Genomic DNA, 18,682 nt, shown 5'->3' with positions numbered 1-18,682 from the left:
GCGGCGTCCAACGAGCGTCGGTGGGGGGAGTGCTAAGAGTTGCCCAGTATGGCCCACCGAATAGCCCACCGAATTTCGGCTCTCACGTCGAGAAAATCCCCCTTTGGAAAAAGAGGGAGGCGCGGAAGCGCAGGGGGATTTTCGGGGGAGGATCCCCAAGGGGAGACGCGTCTGGGCGGATGGTGTGGCTCAGTGTATGCGGGCGACCGCCGGGGTTTCCTCGGCCGCGGTCACCAGCAGGCGGCGTTCCCTGGTATGGAGATGGCCCTCAATCGTCAGGTGCTTGCCGGCGTGCTGGAGCGAAGCGATCAGACCCGGAGAGCCGTACAGCCGGATTGAGCCCCACAGCAGGTCGCGCAGCTCGAGCCGCGCATGGTTGCCCTGGGTCACCTCTTCTACCGCGTCGAGTTGAAAACGCCACAGCTGGCCGTGGACAAACACGGTCAGGCTGCGCAGCCCGGCATCATGCTGGTCTTCGAGCGGCAGCAGGACTCCGGACAGGCGGACATAGGGAGGCGCCTCGGGGTAGGAGAACCGGGCGTCTGTCGAACTGGTCCAGCACAGGACGAGACTGAGGGCAAGGATGACCACGCTGTACACATGTTTCATAGCCTTTCCTCCTCTATCCCCAAATACCGCAAAGGCCGTGCCACAATCGCCGCCGTCCGGGGCTGGACCCAAACCTGCGTCTCTACATCGGTTTCTCGGTCTTCCGGCAGTGTTGTGGCCGGAGGTGTCCCAGCTGCGGGACAGGTCGGTTGCAAAAGGGGGACACGGCCGGCTCGAAGAAGAACAGCGCCAGGCGCGTCCACTCTCGTCCCATATGTGGTATGATCGAGCCGTCCTATCGGTCAGACAGGCACGACGGAGAAGTCAACACAGGAGAACTGCCATGCAACAACTCCACCGCATCCTTGTGGGTCACGATTTCAGGGCTGGCGGAGAAGTCGCCGTCAGCTCGGCCGCAGCGCTGGCCGCCCGCTACCGGGCTGCTCTGCGTCTGGTGCATGTGGTCGAGCCGCCCCATTTGTATCAACGCCTGTCCCATCCCCTGACCGCTCCCTACTCACCCGAAGAGTTGGCCCAGCAGGCCGGGACCGCGCTGGAAACGATTGCCGCCGGCAGCAGGCTGGAACACCTGTCGGTCGAGTATGAGGTGCATACCGGAAAACCGTTTGTCGAGTTGATTGTGGCCCGCCGGGCCTGGAACGCCGACCTGATTGTGGTCGGCGGCAGCGGGCAGGGCGAGGAGCCGGGCTTGGGGCGGACCAGCGAGCGAGTGGTGCGCAAGGCCATGGTGCCGGTTCTGATCGCCAAGGCGCCGTTCAGCGCCCAGGCCAAAACATTGCTGGTGCCGACCGATTTTTCGACTGGGGCCAGGAAAGCGGCCGAGGAAGCCCTGACCCTGGCCGCCGGCTTCGGCGCGCGGGTCATCTTTCTGCACGCCATTGATGTATCGCACATCTATGCCGCGACTACCGGGGCCGATATGCCCGCCCTGCCGCCCCCGCCGGTTGTCGAGGCTCAGGATCTTGAGCTGGAGTGGGAGGCATTTCTGTCCGATTTGCCCCTTTTGCAGCAGCTGGCCTGGGAGCGACGGACCGTCACCGGTTTGGCCGCTAGCGCCATCGTGCAGCAGGCCAAGGAGCGGCAGGCCGACCTGCTCGTTATCGGCACCCACGGGCGGACCGGGCTGGCCCATATGCTGCTGGGTGGGGTGACTGAGGAAGTCATCCGAACCGCCCGGTGTCCGGTGCTGACCATCCGCCCGGACGCCTTCCAGTTCGAGCTACCCTGATCGGACTGCAATCACGGAGGAAGACCGATGCCGATGAACATTTTGGGTATGATAGGCGTTGCGCCGCCGACCGGCCGGGCCACCGTCCACGTCATTGGGGGCGGGATTGACCGGGACTATGTGCGCCGTTTTTCACAGGCTCATGAGACCGCCGGCTTTGATGCGGTGCTGGTCGGCTATACGTCTTCTTCGGCCGAAGGATTCCAGATTGCCCAGTACGCTGCGGCCCACACCGAACGCCTGAGGTTCCTGATTGCCCATCGGCCCGGCTTTGTCATGCCGACCCTGGCCGCCCGGACTGCGGCCACGTTTGATAACCTGACCGATGGGCGGCTGTGGCTCCACATCATTTCCGGCGGGGCGGACAAGGAGCAGCGCCGTGACGGCGACTGGTTGGACCACGATGAACGCTACGCCCGCACCGACGAGTATCTCGACATCCTGCGCCGGGTCTGGACTGCGGACAAGCCGTTCAGCTTTGCCGGGCGTTTCTACCGCCTGGACAAAGCCTTTTCCGAAATCCGGCCCTTCCAGCAGCCTCACGCGCCCATCTATTTTGGCGGAGCGTCCGATGCTGCCGTTCGGGTCGGGGCCAAGCACAGCGATGTGTACGCCCTGTTCGGCGAACCCCGCGCGGCGGTGCAAACGATGATGGACCGCATCACCGCCGAGGCTGCCCGGTATGGGCGCCGGCCGCGTTTCAACATCTCCTTCCGGCCGATCATCGCCCCGACCGAGGGTGCGGCCTGGGACAAGGCCCGGGACATTCTGGCTCAATTGGATCGCGTGCCCCAGCGGCTGGCGGTGACGAGCGAGGCCGAGTTCGGTCGCCGCCTGATGCGGCTGGCCGACGCGGGCGAGGTCCACGACGAGCGGCTGTGGACCGGCTTGGTCAACACCACAGCCCTGGTCGGTACCCCCGAACAGGTCGCCGAAGCAATCGTCGGCTACTACGCCCTCGGCGTTGGCGGCGTGCTGATTCGGGGCTTCAGTCCGTTTGAGGACGCCGAAGCCTTCGGCAAGGAGCTGATTCCGTGTATCCGCAGCCTAGTGGCTGAGCATGACCGGCAGGCCCAGCCGCAGGTCGCCGGGGTTTAGAAGGGCGGCTGGCGGTAGGGTTCGAGCGGCGAGATGTGCATGCTCAGAATGAGCCAGGTGTCATCGACCTTGACGTGGGTAAAGATATACCGGCCGTGCGAGTAGGACGCCTGCTCCCCGCCCTTGGCGGTGGCGGCCAACTGGTAGTGGCCCCAAGAGACCGCGGTCAACTGGGGCGAGACCGGAGTAAATTCGGCCTTGTCATAGCTGCCGAAGTAGGAGGTCACCGCCTGCTCAAACTCTTTTTTGCCGTTTGAAGGAAAAGGCGAGAAAATTCCGAACAGCACGATATCCTCGTGAGCCTCAGCCAGTGTGGCGGCCAGATCGCCAGTGTTGAGGCCGGCCATCTCGGCCTCAAAGTTGGCCTTGAGAGCCGCGAGGTCGTCGTCCGCAGCCTGCGCCAGGGGCGAACCGCACAAGACAAACACGACGAGACTGAGGACGAGTGTCAGGCGATACATCATCTGCATACTGTAGCTTCCTCCCAGGCTGTTCATGGGATTGCCATATCATTCAATTCTTCTCGAATCTACGGTAGTCTGCGGGCCAGCACGCAGACGCAAACGGAGGCACCCCCATGAGCCTGACAGACAAAGTCGCCCTGGTCACCGGCGCGTCCCGCGGTATCGGCCGCGCTATCGCCCAACAGCTCGCCCAGCAGGGCGGACGGATCGCCATTCACTATAATCAGGACCGAACAGCGGCTGAGGAAACCCTGGCCTCGCTGGCCGGCGGGCCGCACCGTGTTGTCCAGGCCAACCTGACCGACCCAGCGGCGGTCCAGGCCATGGTCGGTGTCATCACCGCCGACATGGGCGGCCTGCATATCGTGGTCAACAATGCCGCGATTAACAAGTGGCAGCCTGTGCTGCGGGTTGACTATGAGGTGTGGAACGATGTCTGGCAGCGCACTCTCGACACCAATCTGGTCGGCCCGTCCAACGTGATGTTCTGGGCTGCCCGGCATATGCGGGATAACGGCGGGGGCCAGATCGTCAACATCTCGTCTCGGGGCGCCTTCCGGGGGGCGCCCAAGTCCCCGGCCTATGCCTCCAGCAAGGCCGCCCTCAACATCATGAGCCAGTCGCTGGCCCAGGCCCTGGCGCCGGAGAACATCTTCGTGTATGTGGTGGCCCCTGGTTTTGTCGAGACCGATATGTCGGCGTCGATTCTGGCCAGTCCGCGTGGGGACGCGATTCGGGCTCAGAGTCCCCTGAACCGGGTCGGCAAGCCCGAGGAGGTGGCCGCGATTGTCGCCTTTCTGGCCTCCGGTCAGGCCAATTTTGCCACCGGCAGCATCATTGACGTGAACGGGGCGTCGTATTTACGGAGCTGAATGCGGAGCCGACGCGCCGTTCCCGATGGATGGAGGAGTCCCTGTCATGCCCATTTTTCTCGGTATTCTGCTGACCCTCAGCGTGTGTGTTGTAGCCTATGGTGCGGGCCAGCTGGGCGATTCGGTCAAAACGGCTCTGGAGACGCAAAAACTGGTCTCTATCGCCACCCAGCGCGCCGACGGCGGCTGGGGCAGGGCGGCTCCGGTGTGGTTCATGTACGACGGCGAGGCCGTCTATTTCATTACTGCCCCGGACTCGTATAAAGCCCGGCGCATCCGCCGGGGCAGTCCGGCTCAGGTGTGGCTGAGCGACGCGACTGAACCGGCCTTTGTCGGACCGGCACACGTCGTGACCGATGTCCCCACGTTGGAGCGGATGAACGCTGTTTACAAACGCAAATACTGGGCGGCGTGGTTGACCTACTGGGCGCGGCCCTTGGCTGGCCGGGTCGAGGCCGGCTCGCTTGTTGCGGTGAAGGTGACGCCCCAGCCTGACGGTCGGTGACGCTCAGTCAACGACATTGCACGGGTAGCGCTGCTGCTGACCGCGCACGAAATCGGTATCAATATCGTGCACCGCCACCCGGCTGAAAAACGAGGTCGCGGCCACGGTCTGGCCGATCGGATTGATGATGCAGCCGTGGCCGGCAAACGCCTCGCCGGCCGAATCGGTTCCCCGACGGTCCGACGACGCCACATAACAGCCCGAGACAATCGCGGTCATCTGCAAGGCCACCTCGAACTGATGCGAGGCCAGGGGGGGCGTGGCGCGGGGCACGACAATGAGATCAACCCCGTCCCGTCCGTACTGCCGGGCGTGTTCGTTGAACATGATGTCGGTGCAGATCAGCATGCCGACCCGCAGCTGCCCGGCGCGGGCAGTCTGAAATCGCTGCCACCCCGGCTGCGTCCAACTCGTCTCCCAATAGCCGGGCGAGCGCGGAAGATGCTGTTTGGTATGGATCGCCTCAAGCCCGGTGGCGCGGCGCCAGATAAAACCCTGGTTGCAGCGGCGACCGTCAAGATCGACGGCGCGGCTGCCCAGGACGGTCGGCACCCCGAGTTCGTGGACGGCCGCTAGCCCTTTTTCATGCGCAGCGACACACGCCCGCCAGGCGTCCCGATCATAGCCGGGCCGGGCGGCCAGCCACGGGCCAAAGGGCAGCTCATTCAGCACAAACAGGTCTGGTCGAAGCCGCTCAAGGTCGCGGATCAGATCGGTCCAGGCTTGGCTTCCGTGTGAGAGTTCCGGGGCGACTTCGCCGACCGCAACGCGGTAGATGGCCATGTCCGACTCCTACAGGCGGCGGTACAGCGGATGGTCGGGGTCCGCTCCGTCGAGCCAGGGCAAGCCCGGAACAGCCTCGTTTGCCGCGTCCATCTCAAAGGAGCGCTGCCAGTCCAACAGGTACTGTCGTTTGGCAATGCCCCACTGCCCGTCACGACGTTCCAGGCGGTCGAGATAACGCCCGCCGAACACGTTGGTCACGGTCTGGCCGTCCTGCCGAGAGACGGCCGCGGCCAGGCCATAGCTCTCGGCCTCAGCCACATCGCCGCTGAGCGTGATCAGGGCCGGCCCGTTGTTGTGCCAGCGGCGCAGAAATCCCCGTTCCAGCTCAATCACGACCGGAATGAACGCGTCTCCCCGGCCGGTAAAAAAGCCGTAGTCGATCTCCGCATCTGGGAAGAACACGGTTTTCAGCGTCTCCTCATCAACCCAATCAAGCGCCCGCGCATAGCGGATCAACACCTCTTGGCAGGCATTTTTATCAAGCAACTCCTGGAGTGCGGCATTCTCTGCTGTCATACGTCCCTCCGCTATTTTTTCCCGTCAGACTAGCGCGTTCAGCCGGGGAGTTCGAGAGGCGTGCATCGTGCGGCGTTCAGGTCTCGCCCGTGTTGCTCGGAGCGGGGAAATGGCTTAGTCTTGCCCCAGCCTGAGGGCGAAACGCGCTGCACGCAAGAGGTAGGCCGGCCATGACACCACGGATTGAGTTTCATTTTGATTTTGGCAGTCCCAACGCCTACCTGGCGCATCTCGTGATTCCAGCCATTGAGGCGCGGACCGGCGCGACCTTCACCTATGTCCCGATTTTGCTCGGGGGGGTGTTCAAAGCCACCAACAACGTCTCGCCTGCGGTGTCGCTCAAGGGCATCGCCAATAAGCCCGAGTATTACGCCCTGGAAACGCGGCGCTTCCTCAAAAAGCACGCCATTACCGCCTATACCAGGAATCCCCACTTTCCGGTCAATACCCTCCGGCTCATGCGGGGGGCCGTTTTTGCCCAGAGCCAGGACTATTTCGCCCAGTACGTTGACGCCGTGTATCACCACATGTGGGTCGAGCCCAAGAAGATGGACGAGGCCGAGGTGATGCGGGCAGCGCTGGCCGCGTCCGGTCTGCCCGCCGGTGCCATCATGGCTGGCGTACAGCAGCCGGCGATCAAACAGCGGCTGCTCGAGAACACCGAGGATGCGGTGGCCCGTGGTGTATTTGGCGCGCCGAGCTTTTTTGTCGGGGACGAACTCTTTTTCGGCAAGGACAAGCTGGTCGAGGTAGAAGAGGAAATCCGGGCCCAGCGGACGGCGGCCTAGCCGTTCGGGCCTGTCGCGTTTGTCTGGAAGTCGGGCCGGCCTGAAGGGTGGGAAAAGACGATGGCATTTATCCGGGTGTGTGGTGTGGAGGAGGTCGGGGAGGGCGATCTCGCCGAGTTCGAGTGTGACGGACACACGATTGTCCTTATCCACCCCCGGGATAGCGAGCTGATCGCCATACAGGGCGAGTGCCCACACCAGAATTTTCCCTTATCGGCCGGGGAGTTCGACGGGCACCGGGTGCTGATCTGCAACTCGCACCGCTGGGAGTTCGACGTGCTCACCGGGCGAGGTATCGAGCCTGATGACTGCGAGTTGAAGCGCTATCCGATCAAGATTGAGGGCGACGCCGTCTATGTCGATGTCGCCGGTTGAACTCCGGCAGGTTGGAGTGTGAGCGGCCTATGAGCGCTGAAACCGGCAAGAACACGGTTGGCCCGGTTCTGAGCGCCGGAGAAATCGCCGACGCGGCTGTTGAGGCCATCCATCAGGACAATCCTGACCAGGACATCCGCATCGAAGACCACACGGCGTATATCCAGATTGAGACACAGACCGAGTGCGTGATTCGTCGCCAGACGCTGGAGACCTGTCTGGGGCGGCCGTTTCAGATGCAGGAACTGGAAACCATGCTCAGCTCTTTTGCCGGACAGATTGAAACCAGCAGCGAGTACATGCGTTTCTATCTGGACAAAAAGCTGTAGTATCGGGGATGCAGGCAAAACTCAGGGCATTGCTCGATGCAGAACGGTTGAACCAGCCCCGAGCCTTATCCGCCTTCATCATTTCTTCCCCGCACCAGCTCAAACAAGCGCTGCGGGGTGATCGGCAGTTCGTTTATCTCAATTCCCAGCGGAGTAAGGGCGTCCGAGACGGCGTTGGCCAGGGCGGCCGGAGCACCGATCGTCCCGCCTTCACCCATACCCCGAAAGCCGCCCAAGGTGGTCGGGGAGGGCGTTTCGATATGGTAGACCTCGACCGCTGGAAGTTCTGAGGCGGTGGGAACGAGATAGTCGACCAAGGAGCCGGTCAGCAGCTGGCCCGCTTCGTCATACACGACCTCCTCGTACAGGGCTGCGCCAATGCCCTGGGCGACGCCGCCCCGCACCTGGCCGTCAACGATCATGGGGTTGATGATCCGTCCACAGTCTTCGACCACGATGTAGCGCTCAAGCTTGACCTGGTAGGTGTCTCGGTCGACCTCGGCGACCGCCACGTGGGTGGCGTTTGAGGCAGTACCGAAATATGGGTCATAAAAACGCGTCACCTCAAGCCCGGGTTCCATGTCTTTGGGCAGACGGCGGAGACCGCCGTAGGCGGCTTTGGCCACTTCCCGAAAAGGGAGGCGTCGGTCCGCACTGGCCTTGATGAAGACCTCCCCGTCTTGGATATCAAGGGCGGACGGATTGCTCTCCATCATGTGCCCGGCAATCTGGAGGGCTTTTTCCTTGAGTGCCTGCCCGGCTCGGATTGCCGCTCCGCCGGCAATGACCGCGCTGCGGCTGGCATAGGTGCCGGTGCCGTGCGGGGCCAGCGCGGTGTCGCCACAGATGACACGGATATCTTCAAACCTGACACCGAGGGCGTCACCGATGAGCTGAGCCAGGGCGGTCTCGTGCCCCTGGCCCTGAGGGGCAACGCTGAACGTGGCCGTGACCGTCCCCGACGGGTCTATCCGTAAGAACGCCGCCTCGGTCCCGGTCGAGACCGGCATGCCCGGAGAAACCGGAATGGCCGAGCCCACCCCGGTTAACTCGATATAGCTGGCAAAGCCAATACCGACCCAGCGGCCGTCCGCTCGCGCCTCGGCCTGCCATTTGCGTGTCGTCTGCTCGTCCAGGACGGCACGGGCTTTTTCCAGGCACTCGACCAGACTGGCCTGATCCCAGACAATGCCGGAGGGCGTTTTATACGGAAAATCCTGGGCACGAATGGAATTCTGGAGACGTAACTCAGCCGCATCTCGACCGAGTCGGCGAGCCGCTCGATCAATCAAGCCCTCGGTCACAAAGGTCGTCAACGGTCGGCCCACACCCCGGTAGGGACCCATTGGGGCCTTACACGTGGCCACTCCCCGGGTTCGACCCCGGTAGTGGGGAATACGGTAGGGACCGGGTAAAAAGCTGACGGCCTGGACCGGTTCGACCGTTGAGGTCCAGGGATAAATGGAATACGCGCCGATATCCGACACGACCTCGGCCCGCAGGCCGACAATCGTTCCATCCCGCTGCACGGCCAGTTCGGCATCGACAATCTCGTCCCAGGCCTGGGTCGAGGTCATCAGGTCTTCGCGTCGGTCACTGATCCACTTCACAGGACGCCCCAGGCGTTTCGCCACGGCACACAGGGTCAGTTCTTCGGGATACAGGGAGGACTTGGCGCCAAAGCCGCCGCCCACGTCAGCCGCCACCACGCGGATGCTGTGTTCGGGCATATCCAGCAGCTCGGCCAGGGCATCGCGCAGCAAACCCGGACACTGGGTTGCCGAGCGCAGCGTCAGGCTTGCGCTGCCCGCCGCATACTCGGCCACACAGCCCCGGTTCTCCATGCACACGGCCGTATGACGATGAAACCGAAAGCGCTCCCGGACACGGACCGGCGCTCTGTCCATGGCCGCGTCAACGTCTCCGGCCGTAAACTGGCGTGACAGAAGGACATTGCTGCCGGCCTCCTCGTGGAGCAGAACCGTGGTCTGGGCCAGGGCCTGCTCCACATCGCTCAGCGCTTCGAGCGGGTCATATTCAACCTGGATCTGCTCAAGCGCGTCTTCGGCAATATAGCGACTGTCTGCCACCACAACGGCAACCGCCTCGCCCACAAACCGAACCTTGTCGACCGCCAGGGGCGGAAAACCGGTTTCCTTGTAATCCGCCATTGTTGAGCCCGCCCGGACGGGTTTGATTTCTCGGGCGAGTTCCTGGCCGGTCACGACGGCGAGCACGCCGTCGAGCCGCAGCGCGGCTGACACGTCGAGTTGAACAATGCGCGCATGGGCATACGGACTGCGCACAAAGGCGGCATGCAGCAGGCCGGGCGGCCGGTAATCGTCGACATAGCTCCCCTGTCCGGTCAGCAGGCGCACGTCTTCTGTACGCCTGACTCTGGCACCGACGAGTTTTGGGCTGAGCACCGCCATTTATGTCTTGCTCGCCTCCAGCCGTTTTGCCGCAGCCTGAACCGCCCCGACAATCCCCTGATAGCCGGTACACCGGCACAGGACGGCGGACAGCCCGGCCCGTATTTCCTGCTCGCTTGGAGTTGGGTTTGTTTGCAGGAGATCGTACGCGGTCAGCAGCATGCCCGGGGTACAGAAGCCGCACTGGAGTCCGTGGTGTTCCCGGAATGCGTCTTGCAGTGGGTGGAGTTGGCCATCCTGAGCCAGCCCTTCAACGGTCAGCAGCCGGGCGCCATCGGCCTGTACGGCCAGCATCAGACACGACCGAACGGCCTCGCCGTTGACCAGAATGGTACACGCTCCGCAAACACCGTGTTCACAGCCAACGTGGCTGCCCGTCAGGCCCAGATCATGACGCAGGAAATCGACCAACAGGGTCCGTGGCTCAACGTGGCCGCTATAGGTCACGCCGTTTATCGTCAGCTGAACGGACCGCCGGTCAGTCATAACGCGATCTCCTCGGGGCGGGCCGCTGCCTGTTGGATCGCCCGGTGACTGAGTACCCGGGTCAGGTGACGCCGGAACTCGGCCGAGGCGTGCAGGTCGCTGTCCGGTTCAACCAGTTCGGCCGCCCGCGCGGCCGCCGCCCGGCGGCTCACCTCGCTCAGCCCGTCTTGGATAAGCATCTGCTCGACCTCCCGGAGCCGGACTGGTTGTGGACCGAGTCCCGCAGTCGCCAGCCGAGCTGAGCGATACTGATTGTCCTGCATCTCAAGCAGCGCGGCGATCCCGACCAGGGCAAAATCTCCGTGCCGCCGGGCAAACTCGACAAACGCTTGGCCGTAGCTGGAATACACGGTTGGAAAGCGGACCTCGAGCAACAGTTCGTCGGGCATGAGTACAGTGGTGAGATAGTCCACGAAGAAGTCCTCAGCCGCCACCACTCGGCTGCCGCGTGGTCCCCGGACGACAAACTCGGCGCCTAAGGCCACGGTTACCGTCGGGTACTCGGCCGCCGGGTCGGCGTGGACCATACTCCCTCCGATTGTCCCCTGGGTGCGGATCGGTAAATGGCCAATCAGCTGCGTCGCCCGGTGCAGGAGCGGCACGTGCAGGGACACCAACTCAGAAAATTCGATCTGGCGCTGACGGGTCAGAGCCCCGATGTGAAGCTGACCGGGCTGATGCCGAATATAGGCCAACTCTGAGACTCGGTTGATATCGATCAGGACGCTCGGCACGCTGAGACGGAAGTTCAGCACAGGCATCAGGCTCTGACCACCGGCAAGAACCTTGGCCTCGTCACCGTAGCGTTGGAGCAGAGATAGGGCTTCATCCACAGTGCGGGGATCGTGGTAGGCAAACGGCGCAGGTTTCATGTGGCTGTGCAGGGTGGCTGCTCGGGGATGGCGGCTCAAGAGCGTCGGCCACAGGCAACCGGGTTACTTGGCGAGCTTCCCGGAGACATGATTGACCAGTGGGTACAAGGCCAGGATCTGCGTCGTCCGCACCCTACCGGAACCTGTTGGGTGACGGGGTACAGACGGGAGTGGCTCCAGCGGCTCCCCCCGCACCATGAACCCGTACTTTCCGGTCTAGGGGTCGGGTCGCAATCCGGCGATGAGGCGAAGCAGCGTGTTGAGCACTTCCTCACGGGCTTCCGCACTATCGCCAGCCTGACCGATATAGATCGCCGCCTCAAAGAGCATGGCCCAGGCCAGGCGGGCCAGGGATTCGACCGGCTGCTCTTCGATCAGTCCCTCGGCCATCAGCCGTGTGAACACGGTGCGCAACAGCATTAGCCCCGGCCCGCTCTGTTGCAGCGCGACCCAGTCAAGGACCGCCGGACCGTCGGTATGGACAATACGCCGCACGGTCGGGTTTGAGGTATGTTCGATAAAAGCGTGGCAGCCCGTCACAACGAAGCGCTGCCAGGTGTCGCCCTCGGCCGCCTGTATGCGCTCGAGAACCGCTTGGATCAAGGCGGTCCTCTCTTCCTCAAACACCGCCTTAAACAGGGCGGCTTTGTCGCGATAGTGGTAATACAGCGCGCCTCTGGTTACCCCGGCGCGCCGCACAATCTCTTCTGTCGCGGTTTGCGCATAGCCCTGCTCGGTAAATATATCCCGGGCAACGCCGATCAAGGCTCTCCGGGTTCTCTCAGACTGTTCGTCTTTTGAAAGCGCGGCGGACAAGGGGCTCCTCCTCTTTCATTTGCTGAAACACTGCCCACGTGTGACACGCCCACACTGTCCATAATCGTCACAAATGTCAACTATCCGTCAGGCCGGGTCCTGGTACATTTCAAGGTTGTTGCCCTAGCATAACTAGTGACTTGCCGTTCAAGTCGCAGTAGCTATGCAGGGAAGCTGCTCAGGGATGGCGGCTCAAGAGCGGCGGGCTACTTGACGAGCCTGCCGCAGGCATGATTGACCTGTGGGCGCAACGAAAAGACCTGAGAGGACGGAGGTTATGACGGTAGAACCTGTAGTGATTGATTGTGACGGACATATTCTGGAACCGCCCGATTTGTGGGAAACCTATCTCGAACCCCGCTATCGTGAGCGGGCTCTGCGCCTGCGGGTCGGCGAGGATGGCTATGAGTATCTGGAGGTCGATCAAAAGCGGGCCAGGCTGATCAAACCCGGCATGCTGGGGACGCTGGGCGGCATGGGCAAGCAGGTCGAGGAAGCCCAGCAGCTGCGCCGCAGGGCCATGGACGGCGAGGTCAGCCCGGAAGACATGCGGGCCATTCGGATGGGACCCGAGCAGACCTACCTGAGGGGTGCCGCGTTCGGCACCATGGATATGAAGGAGCGGCTGGCACTCCTCGAACAGGAGGGCATGGAAAAGGCCGTGCTGTATCCCACGCTCGGCCTGTTGTGGGAAGCCGAGCTGTTCGATGCCGAGCTTTCGGCCGCCTATTGTCGGGCCTATAACCGCTGGATCGCCGACTTTTGCCGTGATTCCGGCGGACGGCTGGTGCCGATCGCCCATCTGTCCCTGGGCGAGCCCGAAGAGGCCGCCCGTGAGCTGCAGCGGGCCGTCGAGGACGGCTGCAAAGGCGCCTTTGTCGCCCCGTTCACGATGACGCGTATCCCGCACGGCGACGTACGCCACGACGCGGTTTTTGCCGCAGCCCAAGACCTCGATGTGCCGCTGGCCATTCATCCGACCTTTGAGCCGCCCGAGTTCAGCATCCACCACCGCTATGACAAGTTCGGCTGGGCGGCCTGGTATAACGACCTGTTTGCCGGCCAGGGGGTGCAGCATGCCTTTGCCACCTTTTTTCAGCTCGGCGTGTTCGAGCGTTTCCCGCGTCTGCGGACCGTGGTGCTGGAGTCGCAGGCCGGTTGGATCGGCTACTTCCTGGACCGGGCCGACGCCATCTTCAAAGGCACGACGCTCAGCGCAACGGTCAGGCTCAAACACCCGCCCTCGTATTACTTCAAGCGCCAGTGCTATATCTCGGCCGACCCGGAAGAGCGGACCATCAGCGCGCTGACCGGCATGGTCGGTGAGGACAAGTTTTTCTGGGCCAGCGATTATCCCCATCCCGACCATCCCGCTAAGTATCTGGAAGAACTGGGCGAGATGGTGGCGCCGATGACCGACGCGGCCCGGTGTGGCATCCTGGGTGAGAACGTGGCCAGGGTCTACAAGCTCGACTGAGGAGGCGGCATGTCCGATACTGAAATCAAAGATGCGGTCCGCAACATCGAGTGTCCGGTGTTTGAGAATCCGGCCTTCAGCGTTCCTCCGCCGCTGGAGCGGGCGACTGTCGCGCTGGTCACCTCGGCCTCGCTCCACCATCCCGACCAGGATGACTTTGCGCCCATGGATACCAGCTATCGGGTGCTCGACAGCGCGCGGCGCGACTATCTGGTCGGCCACTGGAGTCCGAACTTCGATGCCTCGGGCGTGGCGCTCGATCTGAACGTGGTATTTCCGTTGGACCGGCTGGATGAACTCGCCGCTCAGGGCAGGATCGGTCAGGTGGCCGACCAGCACCTGGCCTACGCCGGCAACCAGTTTGACCTGGCCCAGCTCCGCATGGACGGCGGCCCGGCCGGGGCGGCCTATCTGCGCGGGCAGGGTGTTGATGTCGTCGTGCTCACCCCGGTGTGACCGCTGTGTACGCGTACCGTGAGTACGCTGGCCCATATTTTCGAGGCGGCCGGGATGGCGACGATCGTGCTCGGCTCGATCCGTGAGCAGCTGGTCAACACGGTCCCGCCGCGCGGCCTGTTCTGCGACTTCCCGCTCGGCCGTCCGCTTGGCAAGCCCGGCGATGCGGCCTTCCAGCATCGGGTGCTGGCGCATGGTTTTTCCCTGCTGGAGCGCAGCCAGCCGGCTCTGGAAGATTTTCCCGAGCGGGTGGCCGACGAGGGTTCGGAGGTTTTGGTGTGCGCGCTGCCGCCCCGCTATGACTCTGATGCCCACCCGGCGGTGGATGAGGCGCGTGGTCTGCGGACCGCCTACGACCGGGCGGTGGCCGAGCACGGCGAGCGGGGCGCCGCCACGCGCACGCTCAGTCCCGACGATATTCCGCAGGCGCTTGAGGCATTCATTCGGATCGCCCAGGGCACGCCGTGGAAAGAGGCCAGAATCCCCGGCATTCCGGCTCGGGTGGCCCAGGACATCCGGGGCTATTATGAGACTGCGGCGTTGGCCATCGTCGATCACACGCCCGCAGCCTGGGCCAGCGCACGCTGGTACCGGGACGCGACCAAGGCTGGCGAGGTTATTCGTTCGGCCCAGCTGGCCATGAAAAATGCCGGCGTCCGACGCGACCTGTGGGCCTTTCTGCTGCCCATGGACAGCATTCCGCTCGACTAAAGGAAAAACCTGCTGCGCTTGGGATACCGGCGTTCCTCGAAGACTCAAAATCCTCATGTACCCTTATGGACACTCCGGTTTCTCGTCTTCTCGCGCCTTGTTCTCCCGACGCTCGCAACGGTTTTTCTCCAATTCCAATGCTATGAAAAGGGGGGAGAGAAGATGGAAATTGGCATTCTCGTTCCAGCCACGTCCGATACCAAGAACATTGCCGACATTGCCCAGCGGGTAGAGAGCCTCGGCTTTGAGTCGCTGTGGATTCCAGAACACCCGGTGATTCCGGTCGGCTTCAAAACCGAAGTCCCGGGTGGAGGCACCTTGCCCCGGCACTACAACCGCTGGGCAGACCCGTTTGTGGCCCTGACCATGGCTGCGGCGGTGACCTCACGCCTCAAGCTGGCGACCGGCATCTGTCTGTTCCCGGAGCGCGAGCCGCTGATCACGGCCAAGGTCATTGCCAGCCTCGACATGTACTCCAACGGTCGGGTCATGATCGGGGTCGGCGCGGGCTGGCTGCGGGAGGAGACCGAGGTCATGGGCACCAGCTTTCGGTTGCGCTGGAGACGGCTGCGTGAGACGACCGAGGCGCTGCGCCTGTGCTGGACCCAGCAGGAGCCGAGCTATCAGGGCGAAATGGTTCAGTTCCCGCCCGTGTATTGCGATCCCAAACCGGTCCAGCCGTCCGGTCCGCCGATCTTTCTGGGCGGACACGTGCCAAAAGCGCTCGAACGGGTCGCCCGTACCTATGACGGCTGGTGTCCGCTGGCGTTTGATCCCGAGGACTATAAAGCCAAGGTCAACACCATTCGGGAGCTGACCAGAGAAGCCGGGCGCGATCCTGACGCTCTCCAGATGTCGGCCTTTGTCGATCCCAAAGACGGCGGCCTGTCGGCTGACGAGCTGGCCGCCTTCCGGGATGCGGGGGCGAGTCGGATTGTGCTCTTCTCACAGCCGTTTGCCAAAGAGATTGCCGAGGGTAACCCGCTCGGCTGTATCGACCGGGTGGCGCCGATCGTGGAGCGGGCCCAGGCCGTATAGACCGAACCGGGTACGGCCGACTACAGCGCAATCGGGTAGGGCGACAGCTCGCCCGCGTCGTATTTGTCGGCCAGCCCCGGCGTGGCATTTTCCCACACCAGCAGCATGGCCCGCTTGGGCGAGAAGCCTTGGTGCCGAATATCGGCCGGCATGGCCGCCACATCGCCCGGCTTCATGATGACCCGCGCCCGGGGTCGGCCAGTTGCTTTGTCGCTGACCTGCCAGGTGATCTGATCGCTGAGCTGAATGAACCACTCGACCCGGTCGTTGCCGTGGATGACGGGCAGGATGTGTTCCTCGGTGGTCGGACAGAACAGGCTGTTGCGGCAGACCGAGACGACCGACGGGTTCCAGGTCACGTCCGAGCGGGACAGATACTTGAACAGGTTGAAGGCGTGGACCTCATTCTCAAAGCCCGGCTCGGCGTGGACCTCCGGTTCATCCTGGTCCACGTCGGCAAACGCCCGGTTGACCGGATAGCCGCTCTCGTCCGACCGCAGGGAGGCATCGCCGGGTAAGCCCGGCATGCGTTTGCATGTCTCCCGCTGGCGTTCAATCGCAGCTCTGTTGGTCCCGTGTTTTTTGCCAAACACGGACGTGCCGGTCTCGGCCGGAGCGGCAAAGGGATCAAAGCCGGCGTTGGTCCAGTCGGCCAGCATGGCCTGGAAGGTGTCCAGAATCTGGGGCGTGTCAAAACTTTCGACATAGTCGAGGCCAGCCCGGTGGTAGCTGTCGTCATACCGGCCGGCGTACAGTTCCACCCTGCCATACCTGTTGCGCGTGCCCAGCACGGTGTCGAAATTGACCCAGCCGTAGAAGAAGCCCCAGGCTACGTCTCGGACCAGGGCGCGCAGGAAGGCGTCAACCGGCATGGTGTGAGACAGCTGGGTTTCCCGGGCGGGCCAGCTGACGGTCACAAAATATTCGTCTCGGCTGAACGAGAACCGGCCCAGCTGGAAGCTTGTATAGCCGGTGGTGGGGTGGGGATCTGAAGCACTCGGCATGGTGTCTCTCCTCTTCGGGTCTGTCGCCCTATGCCTGGATGCTATACCTGGCACACTATGCTTGGCACACCTCGGCCCACTTCTCGACGGTGAGATCGCCGTGCAGGGTTTGCAGCAGGACGACGCCGGGCTGTGCGGCGACAAATTGATACGCCGCGTCTGCGGGCAGCAGGGCCTGATGGCCACGACTGAGTTTCATCCAGCCCATTTTGCGACCGACCGGGCTGCCGGGAACGCGCACCGCGCCGTGGCTGTCCTGGGCCAGGACGGACCGCGGATCGTCGAGTTTGAGCAGATGAATCTCCACCTGGCCGTCCAGGACCACGGCAAACTCGTCATGGGCACACGCAAACCAGTCCGAGCGGCCCTCGGCACGGATGACCTCGACCACGTATTCCAGGTTTTTTGCCACCGCGATTTTTTCATACGGCTGCGCCTGAGCCGCCACCTCGAACACATTGGAAAAGGCGTAGTGGCGCGGGTCGTCGTCGATGATTTCGAGCCGGCCTTTTTCGTAGCGGTCGAGTGAGCCGAACACGGTGGTGTACTCAGACATGGTTCCGTCTCCTTCGGAGTCTGAAGATCGCCTTGCTTTGCCGCGAGTCTGCCGCGCTATTCGCTCCGTTGCGGAGGAAGCGTGTCCAGGTAGGAGCGGACAACCCGGTCGAAGGCCTGCGGCTGCTCGGCATACGTCCAATGGCCGGCCCGGGTGATGATGGCCAGCTGACAGTTGGGCATCCGGTCGCGCAGGTAGACGTGGTACTTGACCGGGGTGAAGCGGTCCTCATCGCCGCAAATGGCCAGACTCGGGACCTGAATGCCGCTCAGCCGGCTCATGAAGTCAAAGCTGTCGTCGCTGATCCAGTCTTTGTAGGTGACCCGGGGGTCGGTGTCGGCGCTGAGCGCCTCGATTTCGTCAATCACCGACTGGGGCGTGCTTGTGGCATAGCCCATGCGCGGATCGAGCGCCAAGGGTTGTTCGCCCTCGACCGCCCGACGGGCATTTTCCAGGATGGTCGGATTGACGCGCAGCCGAGCCCCGGTGTCGATCAGCAGCAGGCCGTCCAGCAACTCGGCGTGGTAAACGGCCAGGGCCAGGGCGATGCCCCCACCCAGGGAGTGGCCGGCGACAACACAGCGGTCCCATTCCAGATGGGCGGCCAGCCGGGCCACACAATAGGCATAATCCGCCACCCCCCGAAAACCGTCGCCCGCTGAGCGGCCGTGGCCGGGCAGGTCAATGGCGACCGCAGCATGGCGGTCGGCCAGGGCTGCCATGTGACGCGCCCACACCCGCCCGTCGCAGCCCGTGCCGTGCACGGTGGCGCCGAGAGGTCTCCGGCGGTGTGGTAGTGAATCTTAAGCCCGTCAATCGTCGCCCATCCCATGACTGCCCCTTGCCGGCTTACATGTTCATCTTGCGCGCAAAGTCGTCCATGGCCTGCTGAATGCCGTCCAGGCCCCGGGCCCAGAAGGGCAGCGTGGCAAAGAAGGAATCGTAGCCCATAGCGCTGTAGCGTTTGAACTCTTCGACGTAGGCATCGACCGAATCGACGTACATCGGGCTGATCATGATCTGGATATCGCTCATCGCCCGACCGGCTTGTTCGGCGGCGACCCGGAGGGCGCCCAGGCTGTCATGAAACGCCGCAACGCTCTTGGGTACGGCCAGCCAACCGTCGCCGAACTCGACTACCCGCCGCATGGCGCGGGCCGAGTGACCGCCGAGCCAGATCGGCGGCGGCTGCTGGAGCGGCTTTGGCTCACACTCGATATCGCTGAAGCTGACGAATTCCCCCTCAAATTCCGGGTCGGGCTGCGTCCACAGGGTCTTCATCGCCCGCAGGTACTCATCGCTC

General features: G+C 63.3%; 23 protein-coding genes. 11 read left to right on the top strand and 12 right to left on the bottom strand.

The annotated features are described in order from the left end of the window. Nucleotides 1-189: 189 nt before the first annotated feature. Nucleotides 190-609, bottom strand: a complete 420-nt coding sequence (locus tag J4F42_05740) for a hypothetical protein (GenBank protein ID MCE2484994.1) — start codon at nt 607-609, stop codon at nt 190-192. Between the two features lie 283 nt (nt 610-892). On the opposite strand from J4F42_05740, the gene J4F42_05735 reads away from it, so the two are divergent. Continuing rightward, nucleotides 893-1,798 carry a universal stress protein gene (locus tag J4F42_05735; GenBank protein MCE2484993.1) on the top strand — a complete coding sequence of 302 codons (906 nt, stop codon included), beginning with the start codon at nt 893-895 and terminating at the stop codon, nt 1,796-1,798. Nucleotides 1,799-1,825: 27 nt separating this feature from the next. Next, on the top strand, nt 1,826-2,896 hold the full coding sequence (locus J4F42_05730) for an LLM class flavin-dependent oxidoreductase (GenBank protein MCE2484992.1): 1,071 nt from the start codon (nt 1,826-1,828) through the stop codon (nt 2,894-2,896). Here J4F42_05730 and J4F42_05725 read toward each other — a convergent pair. Next, complete coding sequence (locus J4F42_05725; protein MCE2484991.1) at nt 2,893-3,366, bottom strand: nuclear transport factor 2 family protein; 474 nt, start codon at nt 3,364-3,366, stop codon at nt 2,893-2,895. The genes J4F42_05730 and J4F42_05725 overlap by 4 nt on opposite strands. Nucleotides 3,367-3,473: 107 nt before the next feature. Here J4F42_05725 and J4F42_05720 point away from each other — a divergent pair, with 107 nt between their 5' ends. Together J4F42_05720 and J4F42_05715 are read left to right on the top strand one after the other, a co-directional pair. Continuing rightward, the gene (locus tag J4F42_05720) at nt 3,474-4,232 is read left to right on the top strand and encodes an SDR family oxidoreductase (GenBank protein ID MCE2484990.1); all 759 of its coding nucleotides are present in this window, start codon (nt 3,474-3,476) and stop codon (nt 4,230-4,232) included. A 46-nt stretch (nt 4,233-4,278) separates the two neighbouring features. Then, the gene (locus tag J4F42_05715) at nt 4,279-4,737 is read left to right on the top strand and encodes a pyridoxamine 5'-phosphate oxidase family protein (protein ID MCE2484989.1); all 459 of its coding nucleotides are present in this window, start codon (nt 4,279-4,281) and stop codon (nt 4,735-4,737) included. Nucleotides 4,738-4,740: 3 nt separating this feature from the next. Here J4F42_05715 and J4F42_05710 read toward each other — a convergent pair whose 3' ends face one another. Both J4F42_05710 and J4F42_05705 read right to left on the bottom strand, forming a co-directional pair. After that, on the bottom strand, nt 4,741-5,520 hold the full coding sequence (locus J4F42_05710) for a carbon-nitrogen hydrolase family protein (GenBank protein ID MCE2484988.1): 780 nt from the start codon (nt 5,518-5,520) through the stop codon (nt 4,741-4,743). A 9-nt stretch (nt 5,521-5,529) separates the two neighbouring features. Continuing rightward, nucleotides 5,530-6,039 carry a nuclear transport factor 2 family protein gene (locus tag J4F42_05705; protein ID MCE2484987.1) on the bottom strand — a complete coding sequence of 170 codons (510 nt, stop codon included), beginning with the start codon at nt 6,037-6,039 and terminating at the stop codon, nt 5,530-5,532. 170 nt (nt 6,040-6,209) lie between these two features. Here J4F42_05705 and J4F42_05700 point away from each other — a divergent pair, with 170 nt between their 5' ends. The 3 genes from J4F42_05700 to J4F42_05690 are packed head-to-tail and all read left to right on the top strand — an operon-like array spanning nt 6,210 to nt 7,531. After that, nucleotides 6,210-6,827 (top strand): 2-hydroxychromene-2-carboxylate isomerase, encoded by a 618-nt coding sequence (locus tag J4F42_05700; GenBank protein MCE2484986.1) that lies wholly within the window; start codon nt 6,210-6,212, stop codon nt 6,825-6,827. Nucleotides 6,828-6,887: 60 nt separating this feature from the next. Continuing rightward, nucleotides 6,888-7,202 carry a Rieske 2Fe-2S domain-containing protein gene (locus J4F42_05695; GenBank protein ID MCE2484985.1) on the top strand — a complete coding sequence of 105 codons (315 nt, stop codon included), beginning with the start codon at nt 6,888-6,890 and terminating at the stop codon, nt 7,200-7,202. Nucleotides 7,203-7,231: 29 nt separating this feature from the next. Further along, complete coding sequence (locus tag J4F42_05690) at nt 7,232-7,531, top strand: MmoB/DmpM family protein (GenBank protein ID MCE2484984.1); 300 nt, start codon at nt 7,232-7,234, stop codon at nt 7,529-7,531. Between the two features lie 65 nt (nt 7,532-7,596). Here J4F42_05690 and J4F42_05685 read toward each other — a convergent pair whose 3' ends face one another. The 4 genes from J4F42_05685 to J4F42_05670 form a co-directional block, all read right to left on the bottom strand. After that, on the bottom strand, nt 7,597-9,963 hold the full coding sequence (locus J4F42_05685; protein MCE2484983.1) for a xanthine dehydrogenase family protein molybdopterin-binding subunit: 2,367 nt from the start codon (nt 9,961-9,963) through the stop codon (nt 7,597-7,599). Continuing rightward, nucleotides 9,964-10,449 (bottom strand): (2Fe-2S)-binding protein, encoded by a 486-nt coding sequence (locus J4F42_05680; protein MCE2484982.1) that lies wholly within the window; start codon nt 10,447-10,449, stop codon nt 9,964-9,966. Beyond that, entirely contained in the window at nt 10,446-11,321 is an 876-nt protein-coding gene (locus tag J4F42_05675; protein MCE2484981.1) for a xanthine dehydrogenase family protein subunit M, read from the bottom strand. The genes J4F42_05680 and J4F42_05675 overlap by 4 nt, the downstream gene beginning before the upstream one ends. A 216-nt stretch (nt 11,322-11,537) precedes the next feature. Beyond that, nucleotides 11,538-12,137, bottom strand: a complete 600-nt coding sequence (locus J4F42_05670) for a TetR/AcrR family transcriptional regulator (GenBank protein MCE2484980.1) — start codon at nt 12,135-12,137, stop codon at nt 11,538-11,540. Nucleotides 12,138-12,414: 277 nt separating this feature from the next. Here J4F42_05670 and J4F42_05665 point away from each other — a divergent pair, with 277 nt between their 5' ends. From J4F42_05665 to J4F42_05650, 4 genes are all read left to right on the top strand, one after another. Beyond that, nucleotides 12,415-13,614: an amidohydrolase gene (locus tag J4F42_05665; GenBank protein ID MCE2484979.1), complete on the top strand. Its 1,200-nt coding sequence runs from the start codon at nt 12,415-12,417 to the stop codon at nt 13,612-13,614. Nucleotides 13,615-13,623: 9 nt separating this feature from the next. After that, nucleotides 13,624-14,070 (top strand): hypothetical protein, encoded by a 447-nt coding sequence (locus J4F42_05660; protein ID MCE2484978.1) that lies wholly within the window; start codon nt 13,624-13,626, stop codon nt 14,068-14,070. Between the two features lie 54 nt (nt 14,071-14,124). Further along, nucleotides 14,125-14,781: a hypothetical protein gene (locus J4F42_05655; protein ID MCE2484977.1), complete on the top strand. Its 657-nt coding sequence runs from the start codon at nt 14,125-14,127 to the stop codon at nt 14,779-14,781. 162 nt (nt 14,782-14,943) lie between these two features. Further along, on the top strand, nt 14,944-15,819 hold the full coding sequence (locus tag J4F42_05650) for an LLM class F420-dependent oxidoreductase (protein MCE2484976.1): 876 nt from the start codon (nt 14,944-14,946) through the stop codon (nt 15,817-15,819). 20 nt (nt 15,820-15,839) lie between these two features. Here the strand turns inward: J4F42_05650 and J4F42_05645 are convergent, their stop codons facing one another. The 4 genes from J4F42_05645 to J4F42_05630 form a co-directional block, all read right to left on the bottom strand. Then, a complete protein-coding gene (locus tag J4F42_05645) occupies nt 15,840-16,823 on the bottom strand; it encodes a hypothetical protein (GenBank protein MCE2484975.1) in 984 nt (327 codons plus the stop codon). A gap of 55 nt (nt 16,824-16,878) precedes the next feature. Then, nucleotides 16,879-17,379, bottom strand: a complete 501-nt coding sequence (locus J4F42_05640; GenBank protein MCE2484974.1) for a hypothetical protein — start codon at nt 17,377-17,379, stop codon at nt 16,879-16,881. A gap of 56 nt (nt 17,380-17,435) precedes the next feature. Further along, the gene (locus J4F42_05635) at nt 17,436-18,143 is read right to left on the bottom strand and encodes an alpha/beta fold hydrolase (protein ID MCE2484973.1); all 708 of its coding nucleotides are present in this window, start codon (nt 18,141-18,143) and stop codon (nt 17,436-17,438) included. Nucleotides 18,144-18,228: 85 nt separating this feature from the next. Next, nucleotides 18,229-18,682 (bottom strand): LLM class flavin-dependent oxidoreductase (locus J4F42_05630; protein MCE2484972.1); only part of this gene is annotated, 454 nt, incomplete at its 5' end.

It is taken from the genome of Desulfurellaceae bacterium (genome assembly GCA_021296095.1).
GTDB lineage: Bacteria > Desulfobacterota > Binatia > Bin18 > Bin18 > JAAXHF01.
The sequence above is the reverse complement of the archived record's forward strand: the minus strand, read 5'-3'. Positions and strand labels throughout refer to the sequence as shown.

Coding starts and splice junctions, on each gene's coding strand:
- J4F42_05700 (MCE2484986.1), top strand. CDS start 6,210: ATGACACCACGGATTGAGTTTCATTTTGATTTTGGCAGTCCCAACGCC.
- J4F42_05720 (MCE2484990.1), top strand. CDS start 3,474: ATGAGCCTGACAGACAAAGTCGCCCTGGTCACCGGCGCGTCCCGCGGT.
- J4F42_05655 (MCE2484977.1), top strand. CDS start 14,125: ATGGCGACGATCGTGCTCGGCTCGATCCGTGAGCAGCTGGTCAACACG.
- J4F42_05710 (MCE2484988.1), bottom strand. CDS start 5,520: ATGGCCATCTACCGCGTTGCGGTCGGCGAAGTCGCCCCGGAACTCTCA.
- J4F42_05640 (MCE2484974.1), bottom strand. CDS start 17,379: ATGTCTGAGTACACCACCGTGTTCGGCTCACTCGACCGCTACGAAAAA.
- J4F42_05685 (MCE2484983.1), bottom strand. CDS start 9,963: ATGGCGGTGCTCAGCCCAAAACTCGTCGGTGCCAGAGTCAGGCGTACA.
- J4F42_05650 (MCE2484976.1), top strand. CDS start 14,944: ATGGAAATTGGCATTCTCGTTCCAGCCACGTCCGATACCAAGAACATT.
- J4F42_05660 (MCE2484978.1), top strand. CDS start 13,624: ATGTCCGATACTGAAATCAAAGATGCGGTCCGCAACATCGAGTGTCCG.
- J4F42_05680 (MCE2484982.1), bottom strand. CDS start 10,449: ATGACTGACCGGCGGTCCGTTCAGCTGACGATAAACGGCGTGACCTAT.
- J4F42_05735 (MCE2484993.1), top strand. CDS start 893: ATGCAACAACTCCACCGCATCCTTGTGGGTCACGATTTCAGGGCTGGC.
- J4F42_05725 (MCE2484991.1), bottom strand. CDS start 3,366: ATGCAGATGATGTATCGCCTGACACTCGTCCTCAGTCTCGTCGTGTTT.
- J4F42_05715 (MCE2484989.1), top strand. CDS start 4,279: ATGCCCATTTTTCTCGGTATTCTGCTGACCCTCAGCGTGTGTGTTGTA.
- J4F42_05695 (MCE2484985.1), top strand. CDS start 6,888: ATGGCATTTATCCGGGTGTGTGGTGTGGAGGAGGTCGGGGAGGGCGAT.
- J4F42_05645 (MCE2484975.1), bottom strand. CDS start 16,823: ATGCCGAGTGCTTCAGATCCCCACCCCACCACCGGCTATACAAGCTTC.
- J4F42_05675 (MCE2484981.1), bottom strand. CDS start 11,321: ATGAAACCTGCGCCGTTTGCCTACCACGATCCCCGCACTGTGGATGAA.
- J4F42_05705 (MCE2484987.1), bottom strand. CDS start 6,039: ATGACAGCAGAGAATGCCGCACTCCAGGAGTTGCTTGATAAAAATGCC.
- J4F42_05740 (MCE2484994.1), bottom strand. CDS start 609: ATGAAACATGTGTACAGCGTGGTCATCCTTGCCCTCAGTCTCGTCCTG.
- J4F42_05730 (MCE2484992.1), top strand. CDS start 1,826: ATGCCGATGAACATTTTGGGTATGATAGGCGTTGCGCCGCCGACCGGC.
- J4F42_05690 (MCE2484984.1), top strand. CDS start 7,232: ATGAGCGCTGAAACCGGCAAGAACACGGTTGGCCCGGTTCTGAGCGCC.
- J4F42_05665 (MCE2484979.1), top strand. CDS start 12,415: ATGACGGTAGAACCTGTAGTGATTGATTGTGACGGACATATTCTGGAA.